Raw genomic sequence first — 26,845 nt, 5'->3', positions numbered from 1 at the left:
AAGTAATTACAAAGTAACAATATCTATAAACTATATTAACAGTTTTTCATAATTAAATAATTCAATTATTTTGCTTAAAGAAAGAGAATACACAAAATAATTTACACCCTCGATTGTCAAGCAAAATTGACCCCTATTTACGTTGAATATTGACCCCCTCCCATTTAAATTATAACCAGGTCAAAATCGTCTCGTTTTAAATTCTTTGTATTAATTACTAATTTTCTTGTTTCTTGCTCAAGTGATACATATTTACTTAATATTATTATTCTATCTTTAATAAGATCCTTAACAAGTTCATCATAGCTTGAATTGGAACCAGGCCCCGAAAGGGGCACAACTTCTCTAATTATAGTATCTTTGGTCTTATGACTATTAAGTTCATCTATGCTCATAAATTCAGCAGTTATTATATCTTCTTGCTTCTTATGCTTATACATTCTCAATGATAAATCAAAACAATAGTCAGTATATCTATCCATTCTTCGCTTGATTTGTACAAAACTAAGATTATACTTTTCTTTTGCGAGTAATTGGGACTCACTCTTGCCTTTTTCATTGAATACATTAACAAACTCATCAAAATCTATATCTATTGTATTTTTCAATGATTACGCCTCCTTAAAATGCCTATTTACTCTATGGCTATCGCCTGTTATACTTATAACGTGAGAATGATGAAGAAGCCTATCAAGCACCGCTGTAGCTGCTAATTCACTAGTAAATATCTCATCCCACTTATTAAAAGGTAAGTTTGTTGTTATTATAAGAGAGCTTTTTTCGTATCTTTGCCGGATTAACTGAAAAAATATGCTCTCTTTTTCTTTATCCATTTTAAGATAATTCATGTCATCAATTATCAATAAATCTATTTTAGCTAATTTAATAAATTTCTGTTTTAAAGCGCCTAAACTTATTGCATCATATAGCTCGTCCATTAAATCAATTGCATTTACGAAAAGTACTGATTTACCTTTCTCACATGCTTTCATACCTATCGAAGTAGAAAGATGGCTCTTCCCTAATCCTGGTGGCCCAATAAATACTATGTTCTCTTTTTTATCCATAAAGCTTAAAGTGAGTAAATCAATAACCTCTGTTTTATTTATATTAGTAGGAAAATTAAAATCAAATTCTTCAATAGTTTTTTGACTATCAAAATGGGCATTTTTAATGTTTCTTATTCTTAAACGGTCCATTTTACCTTGCTCTTCAACTTTTAAAATCTTGTACAAAAACTCTCTATGACCTATATTATTTTCAACTGCAACTTTAACTTCATCATCATATCTGTCACGTATATCAGGAAGTCGAAACTGTTTAAGCAAGCGCTGTATCTCAGAGTTAATTTCACTTGTTTCACTTCTCACTTTAAATTTGATCTCCTTTCCCATAGTAAGAAAGGTTCCTTACTAACTCTTTTTCGTTATTTAAGGTATACTTGCTTTTAGTTGCTTTAACTAAGGCTAATCCTGTTTTTTCATGTTCAATAATTAGCTCTAAATATTTTTCTTTAATTAATGACTTCATATCATCTATTTTTAAAATACGGTTATCTATACAATGCTTAAGAATTATATCTAGATCAGTAACATCGTATAAATCTTTTAACTTTAAAAATTCTCTTGCGTGAAAATGCGGTTGTTTTGTTACTCTAGAAGCCAGTATATAAAATTCATTTCCATATAGAAATGTTTTTTCAAAAACCCTCCGAATCTCTGGAATCGAGTGCGGAACTTTTACTGCAATATCTTTGTAATCATCTTTATCTTCAATTGTTTTATTTTTGCCTTCAAGTACATTCCACTTCTTTATTAGACCGAAATCAAAATCATATATTTCAAGAATATAGCCATATACTATCCTTATTTTTACTTTTCTATCCACATATTTTACTGGAACACTGTATCTATTAACGCCTACATTTACATAGGAATCCGTACTAACAGTTCTTGTTTCCAATTCTGTATCAATAACTAGCTTCTTGCTTAATCTAGTCAAACTATTCTTTTCTTCTTCAAACATTTCATCTGGTATTCTTTTAGTTGTACCATGAATCTTTTTATTCCAAGACCTCATAAAATTTTTAATTTCTACATTAAGTGCATCAACACTCTTAAAGCTACTTCCTTTAATGAATTGCTCTTCAATATACTGATATGGCTTTTCTATCTTGCCTTTTGTCCTAGGCCTCATTGGGAGGCATGCATTTGGTTCGGTTTTAAGATATGTAAATAGTTTTAATGCACTGTCATTATAATCTACTTCTTCACCTTTTTTATGTTTTATAACTAGGGCCTTTGGATTATCAATAACAATCTCTTTTGTAACTCCACCAAGCTCTATAAATAAGTCTTGTATAGCTTCGTAAATGGCTACGCCATTAGCTGATAATGAACAAATAGCTGCTTTTTTCCTTGAATAGGATAATATCATAGTAAAGCAATATACTGTTGTTTTTTTACCAGCTATAAGCATTACATATTCTCCCCAATCAAATTGTGCCTGATCCCCGGCAGGGGTTTCAAATCTAACAGTAGCTCGTCTACTTATTAGAGTCTTTTCTTCATTTAAGGTATCAAGATATCTATATATCGGATTTATGGTTCCAGTATATTTTAATTTGCACAATTCATTATAGATTCTCGTACCATTGAAATTATAATCTTTATCTAGATACCATTTACGAATGATATCTTTGTGTTCATCAATTATAGTAGGGCTAATCGCCCTTAAATATTTGGGCTCCACATCCTTCTTTATTAAACTCTTAACAGTATTTTTTGACATATTAAGTTCACGTGCTATTTGTTTTATTGGTACCCCTTTGTTATACATATTTTTAATCGTATGCCAATCCCTCAAGTCTTTCACCTACACTCTGATTCCTCCTTATGAGTTAATTAATCTACTCACTCATAAGAATAATATTTTAAGGTGCTGGGGTCAACATTCAATGTAAAAGGGGGGTCAATATTCATTGTATATCAACAAGTATCACTTACCTATATAAAAGAGGTAAGTGATACTTTCAATTAATCCTCTAAACATTCTTATTCCAATACTTCTCAGCCTCAACTTTAAATTTTTTAGATAAAATATGATCATTATTCTTATAGTTAGAAATTAACAGAGACAAAATCAAGCAAGAAAAGATAAATCTATTAAAGGTTTGTAAACAGAAGGGGTGACATAGATGACTAAGAAAAGATGTCCTGCTTGTGGTTCAACGGATACGGTGAAGATACTATATGGTATGCCAACGAGTGAAGCATTTGAATCAGCGAAACGAGGAGATTTAGTATTAGGTGGTTGTTGTCTTACAATAACAAATCCGTCTAGACATTGCAAAATCTGCGAACAGAATTTTGGTTACAATGAACCATATCCTTTATCTGAGATGACCTTGTTTAAATTTTCCGTGGGTGGATATTTTGGTACATCTCAATTTATATTGATTGATGGAAAGAGAAAAAATAAGCTAATCAGGTATGCAGAAACTTCAGGTGGAATGTTTGTAGATTTAAAACATCCAAAGAGTGATGTTAATCTTAATCCAGATATCTTATTAAAAGAAATACCTCTGTCATCAGAACAATGGTTTGATTTTATAAAAGCACTAACTACTTTAGAAATAAGCTGTTGGAAAGATAAATATTATGATAATGATATATGTGACGGAACACAGTGGAATCTTAAAATAAGTTTTTCTGATAGTAATAAAATTAGTAAGTGTGGTAGTAATGAATATCCACCATACTGGAACAAATTTAAAAAAATTATGGGGAAATTCATAGGTGAGAGTATATGTTAGGTTTATAACAAATTTAAATGATACATATATGAAAGGGGAGAAAGAATGATAAACAATATATTAAATAGTGTAATGGGTTCATGTGTTGCTGATGCAATAGGTGTGCCAGTTGAATTTGAAAACAGAGAAACGCTTATACAAAATCGCGTAATTGATATGCGCTCATTTGGCACCTATAACCAGAAAGCTGGGACATGGTCTGATGATACGAGTATGACGTTATGTCTAATAGATAGCCTTTCTAAGGGGCTTAATTATAACGATATAATGAATAACTTTAGTAAGTGGATTAATGCAGGTGATTATACTCCATATGGAGAGGTATTTGATGTTGGAAATGCAACAAGAAAAGCATTGACTAGGTATGCAAATGGAATATCGCCATTAGAGTGTGGGGGCCTAGCTGATAGTGATAACGGTAATGGATCTCTTATGAGAATTTTGCCTATTGTATTTTATCTTCAATCTATTTATGGAAAAGATATAACTGAAAATGATGAAGCGATGAACATAATTCACAATGTTTCATCACTTACTCATGCACATAAACGTAGCTTAATTGCCTGTGGAATATACATATCTGTTGCTAGCAGAATAACAGAAGATATAGATCTTGTGGCAGCAATTGAAAAGGGTATTCATAGTGCACTAGATTATTACAAAAGACATGATGAGTTTGCTGATGAACTGCCTTGTTATAAAAGACTGAGCAATATGAATTTTTCTAAAACACCTGTCAAAGATATTAAAAGTAGTGGGTATGTGGTTGATACGCTTGAGGCTGCAATTTGGTGCTTACTTAATTCTAAAAACTACAAGGACTGCGTTTTATTAGCTGTTAATCTTGGTGAGGATACAGATACTGTTGCAGCGGTTGCAGGCGGCCTTGCTGGGCTATATTATGGTTATGATAGTATTCCAAAAGAATGGCTTGCTGTTATAGGGAAACGTGATTATGTTGAAAATCTTGCCAATCAACTTAACGTAGCTGTCTCAAAAATGTGATTTACCGATAGATAATTTATGGGAGTGAAAAGAATACTCATGACTTTTGTAAAAATATGAATTTAGTTTTAATAAGTAATTTACAATTTACACCTATAAGAACTATAAGAGTTTATAATAAATTCTTATAGTTTTTTAAATGTTCTAAAAAGCAACTAAATTATACTATTAAAACAATATATGAATTAGTTGTATACTTTTTAGCCCTATAATCGTTTTAGTAATAGAGGGACTTCTGAAATGGTTATTTCAACATATATTTTGCTTTAGGTTAGGGGGATAAAATGAAAAATGATTTAATAAGCAAAATATTTATGGATAAGATGAATATTATACATTGTTATTTAATAAAGTTAGGTTGCAATCAGGAGGATGCAGAGGATATAACACAAGATACTTTTTATAAAGCATTAAAATATATTGATGGAATAGATGTTTCTCAAATATCATCATGGCTTTTTAGAGTTGCAATTAATAGATATTATGATCTGTGTAGAACAAAAAAATTTATTGATTCTAAAATATAATATGGACTTATCCTATAAAGAAATATCTAACGTCTTAGATATAAATGAAAGTACAGTGAAAACATATTTATTTAGAGCAAGAGAGCAATTTAAAAATAAGTGGGGTGTTATGTATAATGAATGATGAAGAAAAATTAGAAGAATTGTTTGAAGATAAAGGTCCGTCTAATTTTGATAAGGTTATAAAAAAGGCAAAACTTTTCTCTATCATAAGAGGTGTTATAACTAGTATATTAGTATTCACAGTAGCAAGTTTTGTTGGTTTAATCTTTAATGCTACAACTTTAAACGAATTGGGAAATACTAAGAAAATCGAGCTAGAAAATTATTACAGAATAGCCCACCCTAATTCATATATTGGAAGTAACCAAATGGATGATGGACTTTTGACTGGTGAATTTGATTATGTTACTTATAGATTTTTAGGGAACAAAGCTATTGTTGATGGTAACAACAAAGAATCTTATAGCTATGTTCCGTTAATAAATGGCCTTTATGGTGATATTAGTGGATTGTTATATGAGGCTAGTGGAGATGAACAATCTAAAAGATATAACAATGTCGGCAAAAATCTAATGCAATTTTACCATCCTAATGTAAAATATACTAAATATAGAGACGATCTAGCAATACTTAATAAAATTGGAGAAGATAAAGTTATGGAAATCTCGTTATCATTTGATAAACCTTATATTATTTCTCAGGTGAAGGATATGATACCACAAAACGTAACACTGAATTGGTATTGGGTGGATACGTATACGAAAAGTGAAGTCACTGAATTGGGTTCTCATATTGAAAAAATAGCAAATGAAGAGGAGATACCAGTAAATAAAAGAGAAAAACAAATAAGCCCTAGTATTATACTATATGAGAATGAGGTATATGGTATTAAAGCAATAGATGAAGCAGATAAAAATAAAGAAACACCTGAGAAAGACTTTATTGATACAATTTCCTCTGGAAAAACAAATAAAGGAACCTATCAAGAAGTATATAAAACTCTGTTTAGTAAGTTAAGCACGGATAAAGTAAAAATTACGAAAGATAATATAAAAATTTTAGGAGTTGTCGTTACTGGTGATAAAGATTCTTTAACACTTCTTAAAAATAAATCTTTTATTAAGGCTTCTAGCCTTGGAGCAGTGGTTGATAAATACTAATTATCAATATCAACTGCTTATATAATTTATAAATGAGAGGAGTAAAAAAATGAAAACATTTTTAAAATTTGATTTTAAAAGAGCTTTTTTTTATAAAAAAAGTTTAATAGCAAGTCTAATAGTTTTAGTATTGCTATTAATACCTTATTTCAGTGAAATTAAATTCCCACATCCTGGAGTGGATGGCATTAATTATTTTATAAGAATTGGTGGTTTTAGTTATCTTCCTTTTATCGCCCCATTACTTGCTAGTATTCCATTTTCTAATTCTTATATTATAGATAAGGAAAAGGATGTTTTTAACAAACTTTTTACAATAGTAAAGCCAAAAGTGTATTTCACTAGTCGTTTGATAGTAAATGCCTTAGTTAGTGGGTTTGTATTTTTAATAACTAATACTATATTACTTATATTTTTAATCAGTGCTTATGGCATTAACAATATTCATACAGATGTTGTGGGGGCATTTAGTCCTATTTATAATAAGTCTAAAATTGCTTATATTATTATTTCACTCTTTATAACCTTTATTAGTGCAGCTTCATTTTCAACATTTATTTTAGGAATATCAACGTTAACAAAAAGTAAATTTTTGATACTGTTATTACCTTTGTTTTATGTGGTAGTTACAGGGGTTATATTACCAAGCACTGGGTTAGTTGAGCAGTTAAATGTTATGTCATTATTTCAAATTGATATATACAGTAAAATAACAGGTATAGGGATTATATTGTATGATTTAATATTATTTTCAATAGGTAGTTTCTTATTTTATTGTTTTGGGTATAAAAAGATGAATAAGGTTACATAAGAAATATTTATTTTTTAGTTCCTTATTTAAATTGACAAAAAATATTTTGTTAAATTACTTGACAATATATTTTTTGTCAAGTATAATTGTAAATATAAGGAATGCAGGAGGTGCTAATTATGAAAATTACAACTGGTCAAGCTGCACGAGGTGAAAACTTTTTCAAGAGACCTATTCTAATAAACAAATTATGGAGAAAAATTGATTCAGATAGTAGCATTATAATTTCAGCTCCAAGAAGAGTAGGAAAGACATCTTTAATGAGATATGTAGAAGATAACCCAAGGGAGAAGTACTATGTAGTTTATGTAATTACAGAGTCAGTATATAACGAGAATAAGTATTATAAGGAAATTGTAAAGGCTATTTTAAATTGTGATTCAATAAGAAAAAGAGATAAAGTAATTAATTCTATAAAGGATATAGCTAAAAATGTTTTCAAAAGCATAGATGAGGTTGGTATAGATTCCGTTAAGTTTAGCAAAAATATTGAATATAATTATTATGACAAATTTATAGAAATCATGAGAACTATTGATTTAGAAGGGCACAAATTAATTATAATGATAGATGAATTTGCTCAAACAATAGAAAACATTCAACAAAAGGAAGGCACCTCATATGCAGTTCATCTCCTCCAGAGTAATAGAGTTTTAAGACAAAATAGTGATATAAATAATAAATTTCAATTTATATATACAGGTTCCATAAGCCTCGAGGGTATTGCAAGACGAATGGATTCTTCAAAGTTTATAAATGACCTAGACATAGTAAAAGTCACTCCACTAAGTGAATCAGAAGGTAAAAATCTTATAAATGAGCTACTTAAAGGACTAGATTTTACTATGGACGAGGGTACTATAAATCATATGCTTAATGAGATTAAGTGGTTAATTCCTTTTTATATTCAACTTGCTATGGATAAAATTCAGGATATTTATGATGAAGATAATTTATGCGTCATACATAATAAATCAGTAGATGTTGCAATTAAACGCATGATAGAAGAAAACAATAAATTTAGTAGTTGGCATGAGAGACTTGTGGTGTACAAAAATAATGATTATAAATTCATTATAGAAACATTAGATCTAATATCCACATCAGAGGCTAAGAAGATAACTTATAATGAAATACACAATTTAGCTGTGAAATATAATCTTTGCGAAACATATAAAGATCTCTTAAATACTCTTATAGATGATGGATATATAAATAATGATGATGAGAGGAAATTTTATACATTTACTTCTCCAATATTAAGAATGTGGTGGTGTAAAAAGTATGCAAACTAGTAGTGTAAGTTTTTATAACCCCAATAATTTAACAGAGAAAGAGCTAGTTGATAGCTTTGTAATAAGGAAAAAAGAATTTCAAAAAATTATAAATGATATAAAAAGTTCAGATATGATATATCCAGAGCAGCATTATATGATAGAGGCTCAAAAGGGGTATGGTAAAACAACCTTACTTAAAAGGTTATACTTTGAAATAAAAGGGGATACACAGTTAAAAGAAAGACTTATTCCTGTTATATTACCAGAGGAACAATATAATATACGTAGATTATTTAAGCTTTGGGAGGTAGTAGCACAAGATCTTGAACTAGAAAGTAATGAATTTATAGGCCTTTATGATCAAATGTATAAACATAGCAAGGAAGATGACTACGAAGATATCTGTTTTAAAATAATAGAACAAAGACTTAAGGAAAAAAATAAAAAATTAATACTTCTAATAGATAATACTGAATATATCTTGAAAAAGTTTAAACTTATTGAGCAACAAAAACTTAGAGAAATCTTATTAACCTCTGCTGAGATTCGTTTTATAGGAGCATCCTCAGATGTTTTAGAATTTACTTTTGATTATGATAAACCTTTTTATGACTTCTTTAAAATAATAAAGTTGAAAGGCTTAACTACCGAGGAAACTAATAAATTTCTTGAGAAATTAGGAGAAAGTTTTAATAAGAAAGATATGAACGAGCTAATCAAAAGCAATAAAGGAAAAATAGAAGCATTTAGAAGATTAACTGGTGGTGTGCCTAGAATAATGTCATTACTTTTCAATAGTGTACGTTGCAATATGGGACTCGTCTTTAAAGACATAGATACATTATCCGATAGACTAACACCTATTTATAAACAAGTTATGGATAATTTATCTCCAGTGCAACAAGAAATTGTTGATATTATAGCGTTAAACTTTGATTGTATAACTACAAAAGAAATTGCAGGTATAATAAGAATGCAAAGCAAAGAAGTGTCCGCTCAGCTAAATCAATTAGAAAAGAATGGTGTAATAAATAAAATACCTGTAAATAAGAAAAATTATATGTATCAAATTAAGGACCGATTCTTTAACGTCTGGTATCTCATAAGATTTGGAGGCGAAAAAGAAAAACAGCAGGTGTTATGGCTTGTGGATTTTTTAGGAACCTGGTGTAGTAGGGAAACTTTAATTAATAAAACTGAAAGCAAGGATTTTAGCACTGTCTATGAATTATCGAAAACCTTACTTCTTAAGGATAAAATAGAAGAATCCATGCAAAAGGCTCGTTTATTTTTACAAGTGGCCAATGATACAGATAAATATAATAAGTTTATTAATGAGTATTTTATATTATTAATGGCTAAAAAACAGTATAACTCATTATTAAATATATTTAATGAAAAAGAATTAATGCTAAATGATAAATTTAAGCCTACTTATTATGCTTTAATGTACTTTATAAAAAATCAAAATGAAAAATTTGAAATTGAGTATAAAAAAGTGGGGGAGGAGTTAATGGAAACAGTTAGAGAAATTATTGAAGAAGTTAAGAATAATGAAAAATAAAAACTAAAGAAGGAGAGTAAGTATGGAAAAGAAAATTGCTTTGGTAGTTGGAGCTACAGGACTTGTTGGAGGAAATTTAGTTAATGTTTTATTAGAAGCTCCTGAGTATGAAAAGGTGATAGTTTGGGTTAGAAAATCTACAGGAATAAATAATAAAAAGCTTGAAGAGAAAATAATTAATTTTGAATTGCTAGATACCTATAAGCTTGAAGATAGGGTTAATCATATATTTTGCTGCCTTGGAACAACGATAAAAAAAGCTAAGAGTAAAGAAGCTTTTAAAAGAGTTGATTTGGAATATATAGTTTCTTTAGTTAAGAAAGCAAAGGAAAATGATGTATCCCAATTTCTTGTAATTTCAGCAATGGGAGCTAATATAAAGTCTGCTGTTTTCTATAAGAAAGTTAAAGGTCAAATGGAAACTGACATTAGCAATTTATGGTTAAGAGGCCTTAAAATTTTTAGGCCTTCTTTACTGTTAGGAGATAGATCAGAATTTAGAGTTGGTGAAAAAGCAGCAGAAGTTATTTCAAAATGCATTCCCTTTATATTTAACGGCACTTTTAAAAAATATAAACCTGTATACGGAAATACTGTGGCAAAAGCTATGTATAAAGTTGCAGTAGAAGAAAAAGCAGGAATAGAAGCCTTTGATTCTGAGGTAATTCAAATAAAGGGCACAATATGAATAAAATAGAGTAGATGTATGTTATTATTAATAAGGTAAATTAAAATACATAATACAAAGGGGACATGGATCATGTTAGATATTACAAAAGAATACCTTCAAAAGAAGTATAAAATAAATTTAAAAACGATAGGACTCTATGATATAGCAATAAAAGATGTGCAAGGAGAATTTGAAAAGCTTGATGAAGTACGTGAGTTTAACCAACTTAAGGTTTTGACTGCACTTCAAGATGAGAGAATTAGTGAATCTCATTTTACAAATTCTTCTGGATACGGTTATGGAGATATAGGACGAGATTCATTAGATAAAGTATATGCAAGAATTTTTAATTGTGAAAGTGCATTAGTTAGGCCACATTTTGTTAATGGGACACATGCAATTGGGGCAGCATTGTTTGGTAATTTAAGACCTAATGATACCATGCTTTCTGTATGTGGAACTCCTTATGATACATTACATAACATAATTGGCATAACTAATAAGAAAGATATAGGATCATTAAAAGATTTTGGTGTTAAATATAAACAATTAGAATTAAATAATTCTAAGGTTGATATAGAGCTAATGAAAAAAACAATGATTGAAGATAAATCAATAAAGCTCGTTCATATTCAAAGATCTACTGGATATGGATGGAGAAAAGCTTTATTAATTTGTGAAATAGAAGAAATTATAAAAGCAGCAAAAGCTATAAATCCAAATGTAATTTGTTTTGTAGATAATTGTTATGGAGAATTTATTGAAACTACAGAACCTACAGATGTTGGTGCAGATTTAGTTGCGGGTTCTTTAATAAAAAATATTGGTGGTGGAATTGCACCAACAGGTGGATACATTGCAGGTAAAGAAGAATATGTTGTGCAAGCTTCATATAGACTAACAATTCCAGGCATAGGTGGAGAATGTGGTTCAACATTTGGAGTAATGCGTTCTTTATTTCAAGGATTGTTTCTAGCCCCACACGTAACTATGGAGGCATTGAAGGGTGCTATTTTCTGTGCAAGAATTATGGAACTTGCGGGGTTTGAAGTTCTTCCTAAATATACTGATAGAAGAAGTGATATAATTCAGGCTATTAAATTTGGGAATAAGGAAATGTTAGTTAATTTCATAAAAGGAATACAAGCAGGTTCTCCAATTGATTCATTTGCCCAGTGTGAACCATGGGATATGCCAGGATACGAAGATAAAGTTATAATGGCAGCAGGTGCCTTTATTCAAGGGTCATCTATAGAATTATCTGCAGATGCTCCAATAAGAGAACCTTATATAGCATATTTACAGGGCGGATTAACATTTGATCATGCTAAAATTGGAATATTAATAGCTCTTTCAAAAGTTATATAACTTAAATGTAAATATTTATGTATGTTATATTTACTCCTATCAACATAGTAGAAAAGCAAAAGAGACTACAATGATTTAATCATTATAGTCTCTTTTGCTTATTTTAAAGGGATAGTTAATACTTTCTGTAAATGCCTACAAGTATACCTAAAATTGAACAATCATCTAATATGATAGGGGACATAGTAGAATTTTCAGGTTGAAGCCTTATATGTCCTTTTTCTTTAAAAAATCTTTTAATAGTTGCTTCATTATCAATAAGAGCTACAACTATATCTCCATTTTTAGCTGCATTAACTTTCTCAATTATAGCAAGATCACCATCTAATATTCCGGCTTCAATCATACTACTACCAGAAACTTTAAGCATAAATAGTTCATTATTAGTTTTGGTAAAATTTAATGGTATAGTAAATGTATCTTCAACATTCTCAACCGCAAGGATTGGGACACCAGCAGTAATTTTACCTATAATAGGAATATCTATAAGTTCTTTTCTTATAACAGAATCCTTTAATAGTTCTATAGCACGAGGTTTAGCAGGGTCTCTACGTATATATCCTTTTTTCTCTAATCTTTCTAAATGACCATGAACAGTTGAGGTGGATTTCAATCCTACAGCTACACATATTTCTCTTACTGAGGGTGGATATCCTTTTAATTGAACTTGATCTTTTATAAAGTTATATATTTCACTCTGTTTATCTTTTTTTGGAGTTAACATGTAAACACCTCACATTCATGCTGAAATTATACCATATAAATATAAAAACATCAAACAAATGTTCTGTTTTAGGGCATAAGTGTAAAAAACGACTATATAAAATGCATAATAGATAATCAAATTGTATAAGTATTTGATTAATGATACCTTATTTGTTATAATAGTCTATTATGATAGTATTTGAAATAAATGTAGTGGGGTGTTGTATGTCTAAAAACTGTATATTTAATAATAAGAAAATTTGTAATGACTGTGGTGATTGTGAAGTCTGCGAATTAAATTCAAATAAGAAATGTGATAACTGTGGAAAATGTTTAGAACTTGAAGGTTTTGATGTTAAGGCTATAAAAATTGACGAAGTCTTTGAGAATGCGGGAACTGGAAAGTTAGATGATGATATTTATAACGTGGATAAAATTGATGAACCAGCACTCGAGGAAGGGACAATAGATAATAAGGTTGAAGAAACATCGAAAGATGAGGAAGCGTCAAAAATTAAAGCTTATGAAGCATTTTTAGCTGAGGAAAAGCAAGAAAAGCTGAATAAAGATAAATACATACCTGAAAACAATGAGGTTTGGGAATTTATAGATGACATAGATGGAGCAAAAGAGTTACTTGAGGATGAAGAAGATAATTCAGAATTTCTTAAGGAAGAATTTCCAGGGCTTATAAGACTAAAGAAGGTATAAGCAGAAAGTGCAAATTATATAGAGTAAAAGGGTAAAGGAGTATATAATATCACATCTGTGATATTATATACTCCTTTTTATTGCTATTGCTCATCAGAGAGAGGATTCGACTTAACAGCATTTCTTAGTTTTTCATTGTCCGCATGAGTATATATTTGAGTAGTAGAAATATTTTCATGACCTAATATGTCTTGCAAACTACGAATATCTACATTCCCATATTTATACATAAGGGTAGCTGAAGTATGTCTTAATTTATGAGGAGTATATTTATTTTTATTGAGCCCAGCATCCCCAATATGTTTTTTTACAATTCTTTCTACAGTTCTTTTGTTAATTCTTCCAAATTTTCCACTTATAAAGAGGGCATCTTTATCCTCAACATGAATTTTATCTATTTTCATATTCCTAATAGGTAAATATTTATAGATTGCTCTAAGTGATGCTTTATTCAAATAAATTGTTCGCTCTTTATTTCCTTTCCCAATTACAGATAATGTATCTTCTTTCATATCAGATAAATTTATACTGCAAAGTTCTGACAGTCTGAGACCGCAGTTTAAAAATAATGTAATAATAGTATGGTCGCGAATAGAATGTTTATCTCGAGAGATTGTAGCCTCAAGTAGGTCTTTACTTTCATCTAAGGTTAAAAAAACGGGACTTCTTTTGCCAAGTTTGGGGGATTCTAAATCTATTGTTGGGTCTACAGTTAGTACTTTAGCCTTAGTTGTTAAATACTTGAATAGGGACTTTATGGATGCAATTTTTCTAGCCTTAGCATAATTGCCATTAGCTCTATATTTACCAAGATAGGAGATAAAGGCGTATAAATCTTGGAGCGTAAGAGTTTTTAATTCATCTAAGGTTAAATCGCTAATTATAATGTCTTCGAGCTTTAAGTTCTTATCTGAAGAGACTAAACCCTTATACATTTTTAGAAACTTTAATAGTAGTGACAAATCGGCAGTATAAGCAACAATCGTATTAATAGAACAGCCTTTAATAGTAGCTAAATAATTAAAATAATCATTTAGAAACGGTGGGAGTTCATTGTTATAAATACCATTAATATCAGATTTCATAATAACCTCCAAAATACATAATAATGTCGTGAAACTTACATTTCACGACATTATTATACTACAAAAGAGGGGGTAAAATCATACTTATTTTGAAATATAATAGAATTTTTTAATTTTTATAAAATTAAAAAGCTATCAGTTTTTTTTACTGATAGCCTTTTGCAGTTTAATTTATATAATATTTGATATTATACGTTGATAGCTGTTTCAACGCCAATTGCATCTTTATTAGCTGTGAGTATTGGATTTACATATTCCGCTATAAAATCTACTACTTGACTTGGTGCTCTTCCAACAAATTTAATTGGATCAATTACAGCTATAATCTCTTCTTTTGACATCTTAAAGATTGGATCATTTATGATTCTTTCTATAAGATCATTGTTTAGCCCTTCTTCTTTGACACGTTTTGCTGCAGCCATAGAATGAACTCTAAGGTGTTCATGAAGATCTTGTCTGTCTCCGCCCTTTTTAACTGCTTCCATAAGGATATTTTCTGTAGCCATAAATGGTAGCTCATGATTCACATGAGAAGTAATTACCTTTTCATACACAACCATGTTCCCTGCTATATTCATATATAAATTTAATACTCCATCAAGTGCGAGGAACGCTTCAGCTACAGATATTCTCTTATTAGCTGAATCATCTAGTGTTCTCTCAAACCATTGTGTTGCTGCTGTTATAGCAGGATTTAATGAATCTACTATAATATACCTAGATAAAGAACTAATTCGTTCAGAACGCATAGGATTTCTTTTGTATGCCATTGCAGAAGATCCGATTTGTTTTTTCTCAAATGGTTCCTCTAACTCTTTCATACTTTGAAGTATTCTTAAATCATTACTAAATTTATAAGCACTTTGAGCTATTTCTGAAAGTGTGTTTAAAATTATAGAATCTACTTTTCTAGAATAAGTTTGACCAGTAACTGGATATGTATCAACAAATCCCATTTTATTTGCTACATATTTATCTAAGTCTTTAACCTTCTTCTCATCGTTTTCGAATAAGTTCATAAAGCTAGCTTGAGTTCCAGTAGTTCCCTTTACTCCAAGTAACTTAATATTATTAATTACGAAGTCCAAATTTTCTAGATCCATTACTAAATCTTGAATCCAAAGTGTAGCTCTTTTACCTACAGTAGTTAATTGTGCTGGTTGTAAATGCGTGTAACCTAAAGTAGGAATATCTTTATATTTTAATGCAAATGTTGAAGATTTACTAATTACATTAACTAATTTTTTCTTAATTAATAATAAAGCCTTTTTCATGATGATAAGGTCTGTGTTATCACCTACATAACAGCTAGTAGCTCCTAAATGGATTATTCCCTTTGCAGTTGGACATTGAACACCGTATGCATATACATGGCTCATTACATCATGTCTTATTTCCTTTTCTTTTTCCTCAGCAACTTCATAATTTACATTATCAACATTGGCTTTAAGCTCATCAATTTGAGCTTGCGTTATATTAAGTCCTAATAATTTTTCACCTTCAGCTAAGGCTACCCAAAGCTTTCTCCAAGTTTTAAATTTCATATCATCTGAGAATAAAAAACTCATTTCTTTTGATGCGTATCTACTATTTAATGGTGTATTATAAGTATTTCTCATATTTTGCCTCCACACGTACGTATTAAGATATAAAACGATTATCATTCATATTATAACATACAATATTGTAAATAGTAATGTAAATGTTCGTATATGCTAGCTATAAAATCTAAATAAACTTTGAAATTATAAATTCATCTCCACTCATATTAATAATACTCTAAAGAAGTCATTAAATAGTTCTAAAATATTATATTTCTAATATAATTTAAACAACTAGAAATAATTATAATAGTGTGGAGGTAATTATGTATAAACTTAATAATATAGACAAACTTTCATTTATATTTGTATTGGTTGGCGCATTAAACTGGGGACTTTTAGGTTTATTAAATTTTAATTTAGTTAGTACAATCTTTGGAGGTATACCATTCCTAGCTAGATTTATATACATTTTAGTAGGGTTATCTGCTGTTAATATTATCGTGTTTATATTCAGAAGTAGAAAGGCTTAGCTACTACTTTCTATTATTATATAGTACTCATAATAATAATAGTGGTAAAATACTTCATAAACTATTATGAAGTATTTTTTATTATTTTAGTCAAATATTTAAATTGAAATTCATTTAAATCGATAGAGTTGTGCTCATTAAATTTTATACCTTCGTTCTCAAGAAACATTCTCTGCACATTATGGGATTCACAATCATTTATACTAATCTCCCCTTTTATATTTACAACTCTATGCCAAGGCAGTTTATATTTTTTACTTAAGGTATGGAGAATCCTAACTACTTGCCTAGCCCCTCTAGGGCTTCCAGCTAGCGTTGCAATTTGACCGTATGTCATGACCTTACCTGTGGGTATACCTTTAATTATTTCCACAACTCTTTCTGTAAAAGGTTCCATGTTAGCCCCTTCCTATTAAACAATAAAGTATTATAATAGTTTATTGTTTAATTATATGTAATAGTTATAATTGCCTATTTGATTTTTGGGTATTAATAAATTTAATTACGTATGGTAGTTCTAGATAATTAAAGAAATATTTATTTTTAACCATATCCTCTAATTCATTTAGTGATACCCATTTTATATCGCTAACCTCTTCTATCTGTAATACAGCTGATGAAATATTAAATTCCTGCATCACTATATAGCTATCCATAATTAAATTATCATTGGTACTTCTAATTAATAGTTCTATATCTTTAATTTTAAGTACAATTCCAATTTCTTCATAAGATTCTCTTATACAACCATTTACACTAGTCTCATTGGTAGCTACACATCCACCATGAGTTGCCCAAATATTTGGAGAGATTTTTTTATTCTTAGATCTTTTTTGAATTAATATTTGTAAATTATTATTAATAATCCAAATATCTGTGACTAGCTGAAATTGACCATCCTTTAAAGCATCACCACGCTCAAAGACTTTTTCGGTCTTATTACCCTTAATATTATAGATATCACATAATTCAGACATGATGTCTCCCCTACTTTCTATGTAATTTTATTTTTTAATTCTCTAATGGATTATTAGGACCTTTAAGTTCTAATTGATAAAAAACTAGATTAAGCCATTTTTCAAATTTATATCCAGCTTTATTTATAGTACCTGAATATTTAAAACCTAACTTTTCATGCATTTTTATACTATTTTCATTTGAACCATCAATTCCAGCTACCATGGTTGCAAACTCTCTTTCATCACAAATTCGTATTATCTCTTTAAGTAGTGTGGTTCCTATCCCTTTATTGCTGTATTTTTCATGAACATAAATAGAATGTTCAATAGTGTACTTAAACGCTGGCCATGGCCTGAATGATCCAAATGTTGCAAATCCAATAACCTTACTATTTTCTTCAAACACTATTATTGGATATCCCTCTTGAATCTTTTTTTCATACCATTGAATTCGCTCCTCAATAGTATGAGCTTTATAATCATATATAGCTGTCGTATGTAATATTGCATCATTATAAATTTCTAAAATATCATGTAAATCATTTAAGTTTGCGTCCCTAATCATTTATACACCCCCTTTTTAATAATAAAATACTTTTTTTCATTTTTTAATTACTACCTTTACAAAACAGTATACAACAGTTTCGTTATTTTTATTAATATAATATTTCATAAATATTTTTCTTATATTAATTATTTTGTCCTTTTATATTCATCAACCAGTTTATAAAAAGTATTCCTTTTAAGTTTTAATAACTCCATTGCGCTAGTTCCTGTTAATTCTCTATCCTTATATTTGTTATAAATCTCTTCCCAATTTAATGGGTAATTAATTTTTTTACGGCCTTTATATTTCCCATTTGCTTTTGCAATTGCAATACCTTTCTGTTGACGTTCTAACGAAGTATTCTTTTGAAACTCGACAATAGATTTAATCATAGTAAACATAAGTTTACCTGCTACAGTACTAGTATCTAACTTTTCATTAATACTTTTTAGATAAATTCCCCTACTTTCTAACTTTTCACCTAGATCAAGAAGTTCAGTGGTTGAACTGGCAAACCTACTAAAATCAAACACGTAAACTGTATCTCCAGACCTTATAAAGTCAAGCATTGCATTTAATTCTGGGCGGATTTCGACTGTAGTTAATTTTTCATTGAACCATTTTTCTATGTTGTAAATTTTAAGTTCTGAAAATTGTTTGTCGTCACTTTGCTGATTTGAACTTACCTTGGTATAAGCAATGTTCATATAAACAACCCCTTTTATTATATTAACTTTATATTCGTCATATATTTTACTATATATTAACATATTTTCCGTTTAAAGTATACCACAAAGGACAACTGTTTGGTATTTTACATATAATTACAAACAAACAGTTTTGGCTAATTTGACAAGAGTTGTTTTGTAACACACCCTAAACAAACATTAAAACAAACAAAATGGTAATCATGTCGAATGTATTTCAACATAATTACCTTAAATAGAGGTAAGTAGAGTGATATCTCATTTATTTATAATAAATATTTGTTATATAATCGGCAGCATCATCAAGCTTTCCTATATCTTCAAGAAGTTGAAGAATGCCATACTTATTACGCATATCTTTTGCAGCAATAAAACTTTTTCTAAATATTTCTTTATCAAAGCCTAAATCTTTAGGATTCCACACTGCACCTGCTTTTTTCAAAGTTTTAATTATTTCAGTGGGTTCTGGTACGAATACATCACAAATGTTTTTTATAGCACTCCACTTAGATACTATCTTTTGCATAGCAACTTCTCTTTCACTCGTATTAAAATTAATACTATCTTGCTTAAATTGAATAATGTTTGTACCACTTATAGTAAATACATCTGTAATATTTTTCATCCATTTGTTTTTATCCAGATGTAAATAGTCACCCTTTTTAAGTATTTCATTAAGATCTATGTCTTTTGCATATTTATATGCATAAGCTACAATTCCAACACCTACACCTACACCTACAGTATTACCGTGAAGCCAGTTTGTATTATTACCACTATTCATAAACATCATCTCAAAACAATGCGACATATAGTGTTCTCCACCAGAAGCTGGTCTTGAGGCTCCAACCATGCCAATTGCAATACCTGATAAAATTAATGCTTCAGTTATGTTTTCTACAGTTTTAGCATCTCTACTTGTTACGCCACCTGAAGCTTGCTCACACTTTTTCAAAGTACTAAGGACTAGTTTTTCAACCTCAGGGCAGAAATATTCACCATTTAAAATATTCGCAACATGCCAATCAGCTAAGGCTGTATATTTACCTAAGATATCTCCAAGTCCTGCCTGAATCATCTGCATAGGAGCCCTCTTCATAATATCAATATCGCAAACAATTGCGAGTGGATATGCAGCGTCATAAGTAACTTTAACACCATCTCGAATAAGTGGTGAGACTACTGAGGCATAACCATCCATCGATGGTGCTGTCCCTACAATTACATATGGAATACCAATCTTATAACTAAGGAACCTTGAGATATCATTAATAGTACCTGATCCTACTGCAATTATAATTGATGTATCTACTGGAATTTCTAGTATTAATTTACCAAAAGATAATTCACTAGGATGTAAATGTTCTTCTTTAAATATGTATTTACTTACTTTAAACTTGTTTTTTAATAAAGATTCTACTTTTTTACCTGCAACATCATAAGTATGAGTGTCTTCTATAATAAACACTTTCCTGCCTTCATAACGTTTGATTACAATTGGCAACTGACTTATAACACCACTTCCAACCTTTATAGTTTCTATCCCAACACTATGATTTCTGCCACATGAGCACATGTAATTAAGACCAGTCATTTCTTCTACACTTAGAGTTTCTAAATCTATCATAAATTTTCTCTCCTTAAACTTTATTTATTCTTCGATTACCTTTTTTAAAAGCACTATTTTTAATATTTATTATTATTATTATAAGTTTGCTTTTTATCATTCATATAAATAATCTTTTCCAACATTAGTATACTACCAAAAACTTTTTCATAAAAACCATTTTGCTCCTTTATACAATAAGGATAAGATTATATTGACAAGTAGGTTTAATTATTTTATAATGAACATTGTTCACGTGAGCTTTATAATTTATTTTAGAAGGTGTTATGTTTGTCAAAAATAATTGAAAATCCAGAGCAGCTTATATTAAACAAAGCAAAAGAAATTTTATACAATGAAGGATACACGAAGTTTAGCATGAGAAATTTATCAAGCAAATGTGGTATAGCACTTGGTACTATATATAATTATTATTCAAATAAAGAAGAACTTATCATTAATATGATGACTGATTATTGGAAAGAGCACTTCTACATACTTGAAGATATATTGAATTCAGATGATACATTATATAATAAATTGAATGAAATATTTAATAAACTAAGCATTTTCATTAAAACTTTTAAAGAAGTGTGGCTTAAACCCGAACTTTACGAAAATCCTGACTGCATTAAAAAAAGCTTAGAAAAACAAAATATTTATATAGAAAAATTAGTAATTATGATAGAAAAAATTTTATTAAAAGAAGAAGGAAATAATAAAATTAATCTTAAATTAAATTCCTATGAAACAGCTAAATTTATATTAATGAATTATATTACAATGGTGCAAATGCCCGTCTTTAAGTATTCATCCTTTGAAATTATTCTTAAAGAATTACTTTAATCTTTACAAGTATTGATATAAGTAATTTTTTTAACATTAAATGAACATTGTTCACATGAAATTAAATTATAGCAAACTATAATTTAGGAGGTATTATTATGTTAATTTGTGCAATTATGTCTATTACGTTAGCACTTATACTTTATACAATAGGTGTATGGAGTGAAAAAAAACAAGGTGAATTAAAAAAATGGCATTTGCTAGTTTTTTACTTAGGGTTAGTATTCGATACCTTAGGAACAACACTTATGAGTAAAATTGTTAACGAGGGTTTTCAAATTAACTTCCATGGTGTAACAGGTTTATTAGCAATAATTCTCATGCTTTTTCATGCACTTTGGGCTACAATTGTTTTAATTAAAAATGATGAAAAAGCTAAGGTTAATTTCCATAAATTTAGTATTATTGTGTGGATTATTTGGCTAATACCTTTTATTTCAGGTGCAATTTTTGGTATGTTTCACTAAAATCAGGTCTAATGGGTTTTAGTTTGAATTTGTTATGAGAAAATACCATTAATATTATTTAGTATTATGCCCTCGATATATTGCCGTTTTTAATTCGTTAATATATTCTTCCTTATCTGGCATGTCTGTTACTCTAGCATGTTTGATAGCTAAATTTATATTGTATGGTACCCTAACAAGAGATATAAGAAATGATGATTTATTTTTATCGTTAATTTTACCCTCAATTATTCCATATGAGGATTGGGTTATGTCCAATGGGTTACCAACACTTCCAACATTAAAAGTAGTTTTTCCGTTGAAAGTATCTATGTGTGCTTTATGTATATCTCCATATCCAACTACATCTGCTTCAATAGCTAGAGTTGGCGTCGGAGTAAACAATTTCATTCGTTCGCTTTGCTCGGTTGAAAGATAAACTCGATGAAAAAGATCATTTGGAGAAGCATGACATAACCTTGATAATTTTCCACTTATATAAAATTCCTTGTATATGGGTAACTCTTTCATATATTTTAACCTTTCAACTCCTAATTTGTTTTTATGCCACATTAAAGGTTCATTGTATTCTTCAGACATGTAATAATCCCAATTACCTTTAATTACAACTTCACAACGTTCTCTGATTTTATCTACCACTTCTGCAGAACTAGGACCTTTCCCAGCTAAATCTCCAAGACAATAAATAGTTTTAATTCCTCTATCACTAATATCTTTAAATACTGCTTCTAGTGCTGGTAAATTTCCATGAATATCTGATATTATTGCAATTCTTTTCATAATAATCTCCTTTATTTTTATCTCGTTTTTTTACTTCTTATCCCATCCGAGTTACTACCAATAATAAAATCAAAGTACATATCTAACTTAAAGTGGCAATTTGCAAAGAGCCGTTAAGTATATTTATAAAAAAATAAGTCTGCAATCATTTTAATTTAATGATTGTAAACTTATTTTATTGAGCATATATACTAAACAAGTATTTAATATATGAGAGTACCTAAATAATACTGTCAGTATAATAATACTATTGGTTTGAAGTTTCTAATGATTCAACTGCTACTTGTGATTCTACTTTAACTTCTATATCAGTTTTTATAGGTAAATCTTTATTTATCTTACCATAAACATTAAGTATATAATCTTTGTCAATATAGTAATCTTTAGTGTCTTCTGAAGGGGCATCATATCTTAAATCTCTTAAAACTCTTGAAACAATACTAACGAGTCCTCTAGCACCCATCTTTTCTTCAATAGCAATATCTGCAATTGCTTCAAAGCAATTATCGTTAAACTTAAGAGTTTTACCCAAATAAGAAAATATCTTTCTATACTGTTCAAATACACTAGTATCAAGCTTAAGTACCTCAATAAGATTATCTCTTGATAATGGATCTAAATTTGACAATACTTGAAATCTACCAAGTAACTCAGGAATCAATCCAAATTCCTGCAAATCTTTTTTAATTATGTTAGATCTAAGATACTTTGTATATTCATAATCTTTTTCATAATTCTTTACAGTTGATTCTACAGTGCTAGATACATTAAATCCTAATGTTCTAACAACTCCTGGCTTACTAAACTGTTTTAATCTATTATTTGGACTAAATTTAAGACGATTTTCTACAATAGTTTCAATACCATCAAAAGATCCACCTGCGATAAATAAAATATTAGTTGTATTTATTTCAATCATTTTACTTGTGGGATTTTTACGCCCTCCACCTTCTGGCACTCTAACAATGCTACCTTCAACCATCTTAAGTAACCCTTGCTGAACTCCTTCACCTGATACGTCTCTTGTAATAGTCATGGTCTCACCCTTTTTAGCTATCTTATCAAGTTCATCAATAAATATAATTCCTTTCTGGGCAAGTTCAATATCGCCATCTGCCCTTACTAAAAGTGAATATATCATACTCTCAATATCATCACCAACATATCCAGCCTCGGTCAAACTTGTAGCATCACCAATAACAAATGGTACTTGAGCAATCTCTGATAATTTTTTGGCTAGTAAAGTTTTTCCAGTACCTGTTGGTCCAGTTAGTAATATATTATGCTTTTCTATATCTATACCGGTTGCAATTCTTATCATATGATTATGTAATTCTATAGATAACTCTATTTTAGCGCCTTCTTGGCCTATTATAGACTGATCTAATAGTTCTTTTATTATTTTTGGTGTTATTGTTACCCTTGTTTCTTCTGGCATTATATTTTCGTGAATTTCCTCTTCTTGCTGTGGTTTTATTACTATATTACGTTTATTTAACATTTAATACACCATCCTTTAAATTTATACTGCCTTTTTAACTTGTTATTTTTGAAAGCTACTTTTAATTATTTTCATAGCATTCAGATGTTTAGCAAGTCATTGAGTATTTTTCTTATTCTATATATTAATTGTGGCAAATTAACCACGTTAGACTTCTTCGCTTATAGAATATCTAAAATCAATTCTATTTATATAGCCTTTATTAATTTTAACATAGACTAATAAGAAAGACTAATAAGAAAGACTTAAATATGTAGCCAATATAATAAAATTGTATGCTATCTAGATAGAATTTACAAATAAAACAGTTCTTTAAATAGAAAAAAACTGATTTATGCTTTATTTGAATTTCTTGCACATTATAAGACCTCCTACTGCTCATATCCTACTTAATCTCTAATTCGATCCATAAATCTATTGCTTCGTACTTCATATAAACACTAAGACATACCTCTTTAAATTTCAAAGCTTAATCCACTCGTGGCTGCGTTAATTATAACCTCTAATCTCTTGCTATCTAACTTAGACTATAATAACCTATTACGCAAAATTGCATATAATCTCCTCATATCTTTTAATTAAAAAAATCCAGTCAAAGTGAATTTATTTCACTCCAACTGGATCATTAATTTTCTATTCTTCCTTTAGATTTTTTTCATCTAACAAGTAAATCTTATCAGCATATTTAGACTCATCTGAAATCTTAAGCTCAGAATTTTTAATTGCTTGTTTAACTTGAAAACCAGACATGTTAGGTTTGACAATGCATCCAGCTCCAGCTACACAGCCACCTGGACAACCCATTCCCTCAAGGAGATATCCATCATACTTTCCTTTTATGGCATCATTACACATCTCTCTACATTCTCTCAGCCCATTTGCAGCTTTAATCTTCACTTCTCGCCCTGGATGTTCTTTTTTTATCAAATCAGATACAGCCTTAGCAACTCCACCGGCAACCGCAAAGCCTCTTCCTGACGCAGTTGCTTCATTACTCAAGCTTATATCTGTACCAATTATTTCTACTTCTTTGGCTTCTAACATTCCAGATAATTCTTCAAATGTAATTACAAAATCCACTTCACTTTTTACGCTTTTTCTGGAAGCTTCTAATTTTTTCGCGCTACATGGTCCAACAAAAACAATTTGTGCATCTTTATGTTTTTCTCTCACAAATCGAGCTGCAAAAACCATTGGAGTCAAAGTCATTGAAATATTTTCGGCATACTGCGGATATAAATTTTTAGCCATAGCAGACCATGAAGGGCAGCATGATGTACCCATAAATGAAAGCTTTTCAGGTACATTTTTAATAAAATCATTTGCCTCTTCAATAGTACAAATATCTGCACCAATTGCAACTTCAACAACATCTTTAAATCCAAGCATAATCATCGCTTTTTTAAAATCGTTAAATCCAACATTTTTACCAAACTGCCCCAAATATGATGGAGCTACAATTGCAATTACTTCTTTCTTTTGATTAATTGCCTGAATTAGTTGAAATATTTGGCTTTTATCAGATATTGCTCCAAAAGGACAATTTACCAAACACATTCCACAGCTAACACATTTACTATAATCTATTGATGCTCTACCATATTCATCTGTATATATTGCATCAACTCCACATGCCATAGCACACGGGCGCTCATGTTTTATTATTGCTGAATATGGACACGCTTTAGCGCATAAACCACACTTTATACATTTTTCCTGATCAATAACACTTTTCCCATTGGCTATACTAACTGCACCTTTAGGACAAACTTCTACACAAGGATGCGCTAGGCAGCCACGGCACATATTTGTAACTTCATAGCTATTTGTTGGACAAGAATTACAAGCAAACTTTATAATATTTACAAGTGGTGGTTCATAATATTTTGAAGGTTTTGTTGCCTCCTCTAATCCTTCCGTAATTGCTCTTGATTTATCACTTAATCTTAAATTTAGTCCCATTGCCAAACGGATTCGCTCACTAACTATTGCTCTTTCAAGAAATGTATTTTCTCTAAACTTACCCACATCTCCAGGAACAATCTCATATGGAATATTTCCCATTTCTTTTAAATTGTCTTCAAAAGCCATCTTACTTACAGCCGTAAAAACTTTGTGTCTAATATTAGCAAGTGTTTTATATTCAAATTTCATTATAACTCCTTTTGTTTTGATATTTATAAAAACTAAATATGTATATTCTTAATTACAATATCATATAGTAACAATTTAGTCAATTTTGTCTGTAATTTGATTTACTTATTTAGAATTTTATAGTATAATTGTAAGATTATTATAAATTTTTTAACTAATTGAACTTCTGTATTGGATATAAATGCTAAATAAAATTTCTGTTGTATAAACCTCGTCTCTAATTCATTACAAACTAAAAAAACATGAAGATCTAAATTTTAGATCTTCGTGTTTTTTATGGTGCAGTCGGAACGTGCCTAACTATATCACTGTCCATTGAGAGCCCGATATTATACAATACTAAAAGTAAAATAAGAAACTTCAATATAAAGAACTACTGACTTAATTAACAATATTATAGAAGTCATTAACAATTATGATTATAGGTAATATTATATTTGTCTTCCATTATACACATTATTTTCTTTCCAAAACATGCCAGTCACCTTAATCTTCCTTTAATTG

At 29.5% G+C, this 26,845-nt stretch carries 28 protein-coding genes; 14 read left to right on the top strand and 14 right to left on the bottom strand.

Features of this window, described 5'->3' with window-relative positions:
* Positions 1-164 precede the first annotated feature (164 nt).
* Genes KPL37_RS12900 through istA form a run of 3 tightly spaced genes read right to left on the bottom strand, consistent with a single transcriptional unit; the run spans position 165 to position 2,874 of the window.
* Positions 165-608, bottom strand: a complete 444-nt coding sequence (locus tag KPL37_RS12900) for a hypothetical protein (RefSeq protein WP_216150002.1) — start codon at positions 606-608, stop codon at positions 165-167.
* Between the two features lie 3 nt (positions 609-611).
* Positions 612-1,370, bottom strand: coding sequence for an IS21-like element helper ATPase IstB (gene istB / locus KPL37_RS12895; RefSeq protein ID WP_216150000.1), 759 nt, complete (start codon positions 1,368-1,370; stop codon positions 612-614).
* A gap of 1 nt (position 1,371) precedes the next feature.
* Positions 1,372-2,874, bottom strand: coding sequence for an IS21 family transposase (gene istA, locus KPL37_RS12890; RefSeq protein WP_216149998.1), 1,503 nt, complete (start codon positions 2,872-2,874; stop codon positions 1,372-1,374).
* 322 nt (positions 2,875-3,196) lie between these two features.
* Between istA and KPL37_RS12885 the strand changes: the two genes are divergently transcribed.
* The 10 genes from KPL37_RS12885 (at position 3,197) to KPL37_RS12845 (ending at position 12,199) form a co-directional block, all read left to right on the top strand.
* The gene (locus KPL37_RS12885) at positions 3,197-3,814 is read left to right on the top strand and encodes a hypothetical protein (RefSeq protein WP_246578271.1); all 618 of its coding nucleotides are present in this window, start codon (positions 3,197-3,199) and stop codon (positions 3,812-3,814) included.
* A 45-nt stretch (positions 3,815-3,859) separates the two neighbouring features.
* Complete coding sequence (locus tag KPL37_RS12880) at positions 3,860-4,819, top strand: ADP-ribosylglycohydrolase family protein (protein WP_246578270.1); 960 nt, start codon at positions 3,860-3,862, stop codon at positions 4,817-4,819.
* Positions 4,820-5,103: 284 nt separating this feature from the next.
* Positions 5,104-5,346, top strand: coding sequence for an RNA polymerase sigma factor (locus tag KPL37_RS12875; RefSeq protein WP_246578269.1), 243 nt, complete (start codon positions 5,104-5,106; stop codon positions 5,344-5,346).
* The gene (locus tag KPL37_RS20265) at positions 5,252-5,470 is read left to right on the top strand and encodes an RNA polymerase sigma factor (protein ID WP_343216266.1); all 219 of its coding nucleotides are present in this window, start codon (positions 5,252-5,254) and stop codon (positions 5,468-5,470) included. Before KPL37_RS12875 ends, KPL37_RS20265 begins: the two co-directional genes overlap by 95 nt.
* Entirely contained in the window at positions 5,463-6,509 is a 1,047-nt protein-coding gene (locus KPL37_RS12870; protein ID WP_216149996.1) for an anti sigma factor C-terminal domain-containing protein, read from the top strand. Before KPL37_RS20265 ends, KPL37_RS12870 begins: the two co-directional genes overlap by 8 nt.
* A gap of 49 nt (positions 6,510-6,558) precedes the next feature.
* Positions 6,559-7,320: a hypothetical protein gene (locus KPL37_RS12865; protein ID WP_216149994.1), complete on the top strand. Its 762-nt coding sequence runs from the start codon at positions 6,559-6,561 to the stop codon at positions 7,318-7,320.
* Positions 7,321-7,439: 119 nt separating this feature from the next.
* Positions 7,440-8,615 carry an ATP-binding protein gene (locus KPL37_RS12860; protein ID WP_216149992.1) on the top strand — a complete coding sequence of 392 codons (1,176 nt, stop codon included), beginning with the start codon at positions 7,440-7,442 and terminating at the stop codon, positions 8,613-8,615.
* Positions 8,605-10,161, top strand: coding sequence for an ATP-binding protein (locus tag KPL37_RS12855; protein WP_216149990.1), 1,557 nt, complete (start codon positions 8,605-8,607; stop codon positions 10,159-10,161). Before KPL37_RS12860 ends, KPL37_RS12855 begins: the two co-directional genes overlap by 11 nt.
* 22 nt (positions 10,162-10,183) lie before the next feature.
* Entirely contained in the window at positions 10,184-10,849 is a 666-nt protein-coding gene (locus KPL37_RS12850) for an NAD-dependent epimerase/dehydratase family protein (protein WP_216149988.1), read from the top strand.
* A gap of 72 nt (positions 10,850-10,921) precedes the next feature.
* Positions 10,922-12,199: a methionine gamma-lyase family protein gene (locus KPL37_RS12845; protein ID WP_216149986.1), complete on the top strand. Its 1,278-nt coding sequence runs from the start codon at positions 10,922-10,924 to the stop codon at positions 12,197-12,199.
* 115 nt (positions 12,200-12,314) lie between these two features.
* On the opposite strand, the gene lexA is transcribed toward KPL37_RS12845, so the two are convergent.
* On the bottom strand, positions 12,315-12,923 hold the full coding sequence (gene lexA / locus KPL37_RS12840; RefSeq protein WP_216149984.1) for a transcriptional repressor LexA: 609 nt from the start codon (positions 12,921-12,923) through the stop codon (positions 12,315-12,317).
* A gap of 206 nt (positions 12,924-13,129) precedes the next feature.
* On the opposite strand from lexA, the gene KPL37_RS12835 reads away from it, so the two are divergent.
* Entirely contained in the window at positions 13,130-13,615 is a 486-nt protein-coding gene (locus KPL37_RS12835; protein ID WP_216149982.1) for a hypothetical protein, read from the top strand.
* Between the two features lie 83 nt (positions 13,616-13,698).
* Here KPL37_RS12835 and KPL37_RS12830 read toward each other — a convergent pair whose 3' ends face one another.
* Both KPL37_RS12830 and purB read right to left on the bottom strand, forming a co-directional pair.
* Positions 13,699-14,700: a tyrosine recombinase XerC gene (locus KPL37_RS12830; RefSeq protein WP_216149980.1), complete on the bottom strand. Its 1,002-nt coding sequence runs from the start codon at positions 14,698-14,700 to the stop codon at positions 13,699-13,701.
* Between the two features lie 188 nt (positions 14,701-14,888).
* Positions 14,889-16,319 carry an adenylosuccinate lyase gene (gene purB / locus KPL37_RS12825; RefSeq protein WP_216149978.1) on the bottom strand — a complete coding sequence of 477 codons (1,431 nt, stop codon included), beginning with the start codon at positions 16,317-16,319 and terminating at the stop codon, positions 14,889-14,891.
* Between the two features lie 248 nt (positions 16,320-16,567).
* Between purB and KPL37_RS12820 the strand changes: the two genes are divergently transcribed.
* A complete protein-coding gene (locus KPL37_RS12820; RefSeq protein WP_216149976.1) occupies positions 16,568-16,774 on the top strand; it encodes a DUF378 domain-containing protein in 207 nt (68 codons plus the stop codon).
* Between the two features lie 64 nt (positions 16,775-16,838).
* On the opposite strand, the gene KPL37_RS12815 is transcribed toward KPL37_RS12820, so the two are convergent.
* From KPL37_RS12815 to KPL37_RS12795, 5 genes are all read right to left on the bottom strand, one after another.
* Positions 16,839-17,171, bottom strand: a complete 333-nt coding sequence (locus KPL37_RS12815; RefSeq protein WP_216149974.1) for an MGMT family protein — start codon at positions 17,169-17,171, stop codon at positions 16,839-16,841.
* Between the two features lie 64 nt (positions 17,172-17,235).
* Positions 17,236-17,751: an NUDIX hydrolase gene (locus KPL37_RS12810; RefSeq protein ID WP_216149972.1), complete on the bottom strand. Its 516-nt coding sequence runs from the start codon at positions 17,749-17,751 to the stop codon at positions 17,236-17,238.
* Between the two features lie 34 nt (positions 17,752-17,785).
* Positions 17,786-18,298 (bottom strand): GNAT family N-acetyltransferase, encoded by a 513-nt coding sequence (locus KPL37_RS12805; protein WP_216149970.1) that lies wholly within the window; start codon positions 18,296-18,298, stop codon positions 17,786-17,788.
* A gap of 128 nt (positions 18,299-18,426) precedes the next feature.
* Positions 18,427-18,987, bottom strand: coding sequence for a recombinase family protein (locus KPL37_RS12800; protein WP_216149968.1), 561 nt, complete (start codon positions 18,985-18,987; stop codon positions 18,427-18,429).
* A gap of 262 nt (positions 18,988-19,249) precedes the next feature.
* Positions 19,250-20,614, bottom strand: coding sequence for a sn-glycerol-1-phosphate dehydrogenase (locus KPL37_RS12795; protein ID WP_216149966.1), 1,365 nt, complete (start codon positions 20,612-20,614; stop codon positions 19,250-19,252).
* A gap of 270 nt (positions 20,615-20,884) precedes the next feature.
* Between KPL37_RS12795 and KPL37_RS12790 the strand changes: the two genes are divergently transcribed.
* Both KPL37_RS12790 and KPL37_RS12785 read left to right on the top strand, forming a co-directional pair.
* Positions 20,885-21,439: a TetR/AcrR family transcriptional regulator gene (locus tag KPL37_RS12790; RefSeq protein ID WP_216149964.1), complete on the top strand. Its 555-nt coding sequence runs from the start codon at positions 20,885-20,887 to the stop codon at positions 21,437-21,439.
* Between the two features lie 98 nt (positions 21,440-21,537).
* Positions 21,538-21,906: an HsmA family protein gene (locus tag KPL37_RS12785; protein ID WP_216149962.1), complete on the top strand. Its 369-nt coding sequence runs from the start codon at positions 21,538-21,540 to the stop codon at positions 21,904-21,906.
* 54 nt (positions 21,907-21,960) lie between these two features.
* Here KPL37_RS12785 and KPL37_RS12780 read toward each other — a convergent pair whose 3' ends face one another.
* The 3 genes from KPL37_RS12780 to KPL37_RS12770 all read right to left on the bottom strand — a co-directional run bounded on the left by KPL37_RS12780 (position 21,961) and on the right by KPL37_RS12770 (position 26,341).
* Positions 21,961-22,686: a metallophosphoesterase family protein gene (locus KPL37_RS12780; RefSeq protein ID WP_216149960.1), complete on the bottom strand. Its 726-nt coding sequence runs from the start codon at positions 22,684-22,686 to the stop codon at positions 21,961-21,963.
* 247 nt (positions 22,687-22,933) lie between these two features.
* Positions 22,934-24,187 carry an ATP-dependent Clp protease ATP-binding subunit ClpX gene (gene clpX, locus KPL37_RS12775; protein ID WP_216149958.1) on the bottom strand — a complete coding sequence of 418 codons (1,254 nt, stop codon included), beginning with the start codon at positions 24,185-24,187 and terminating at the stop codon, positions 22,934-22,936.
* Positions 24,188-24,820: 633 nt separating this feature from the next.
* On the bottom strand, positions 24,821-26,341 hold the full coding sequence (locus KPL37_RS12770) for a 4Fe-4S dicluster domain-containing protein (protein WP_216149956.1): 1,521 nt from the start codon (positions 26,339-26,341) through the stop codon (positions 24,821-24,823).
* Positions 26,342-26,845: the final 504 nt, after the last annotated feature.

The sequence above is a fragment of the Clostridium frigoris genome (assembly GCF_018861865.1).
GTDB lineage: Bacteria > Bacillota > Clostridia > Clostridiales > Clostridiaceae > Clostridium_AD > Clostridium_AD frigoris.
Note: the sequence above shows the minus strand (reverse complement) of the source record. Positions and strands in the feature narration are given on the sequence as shown.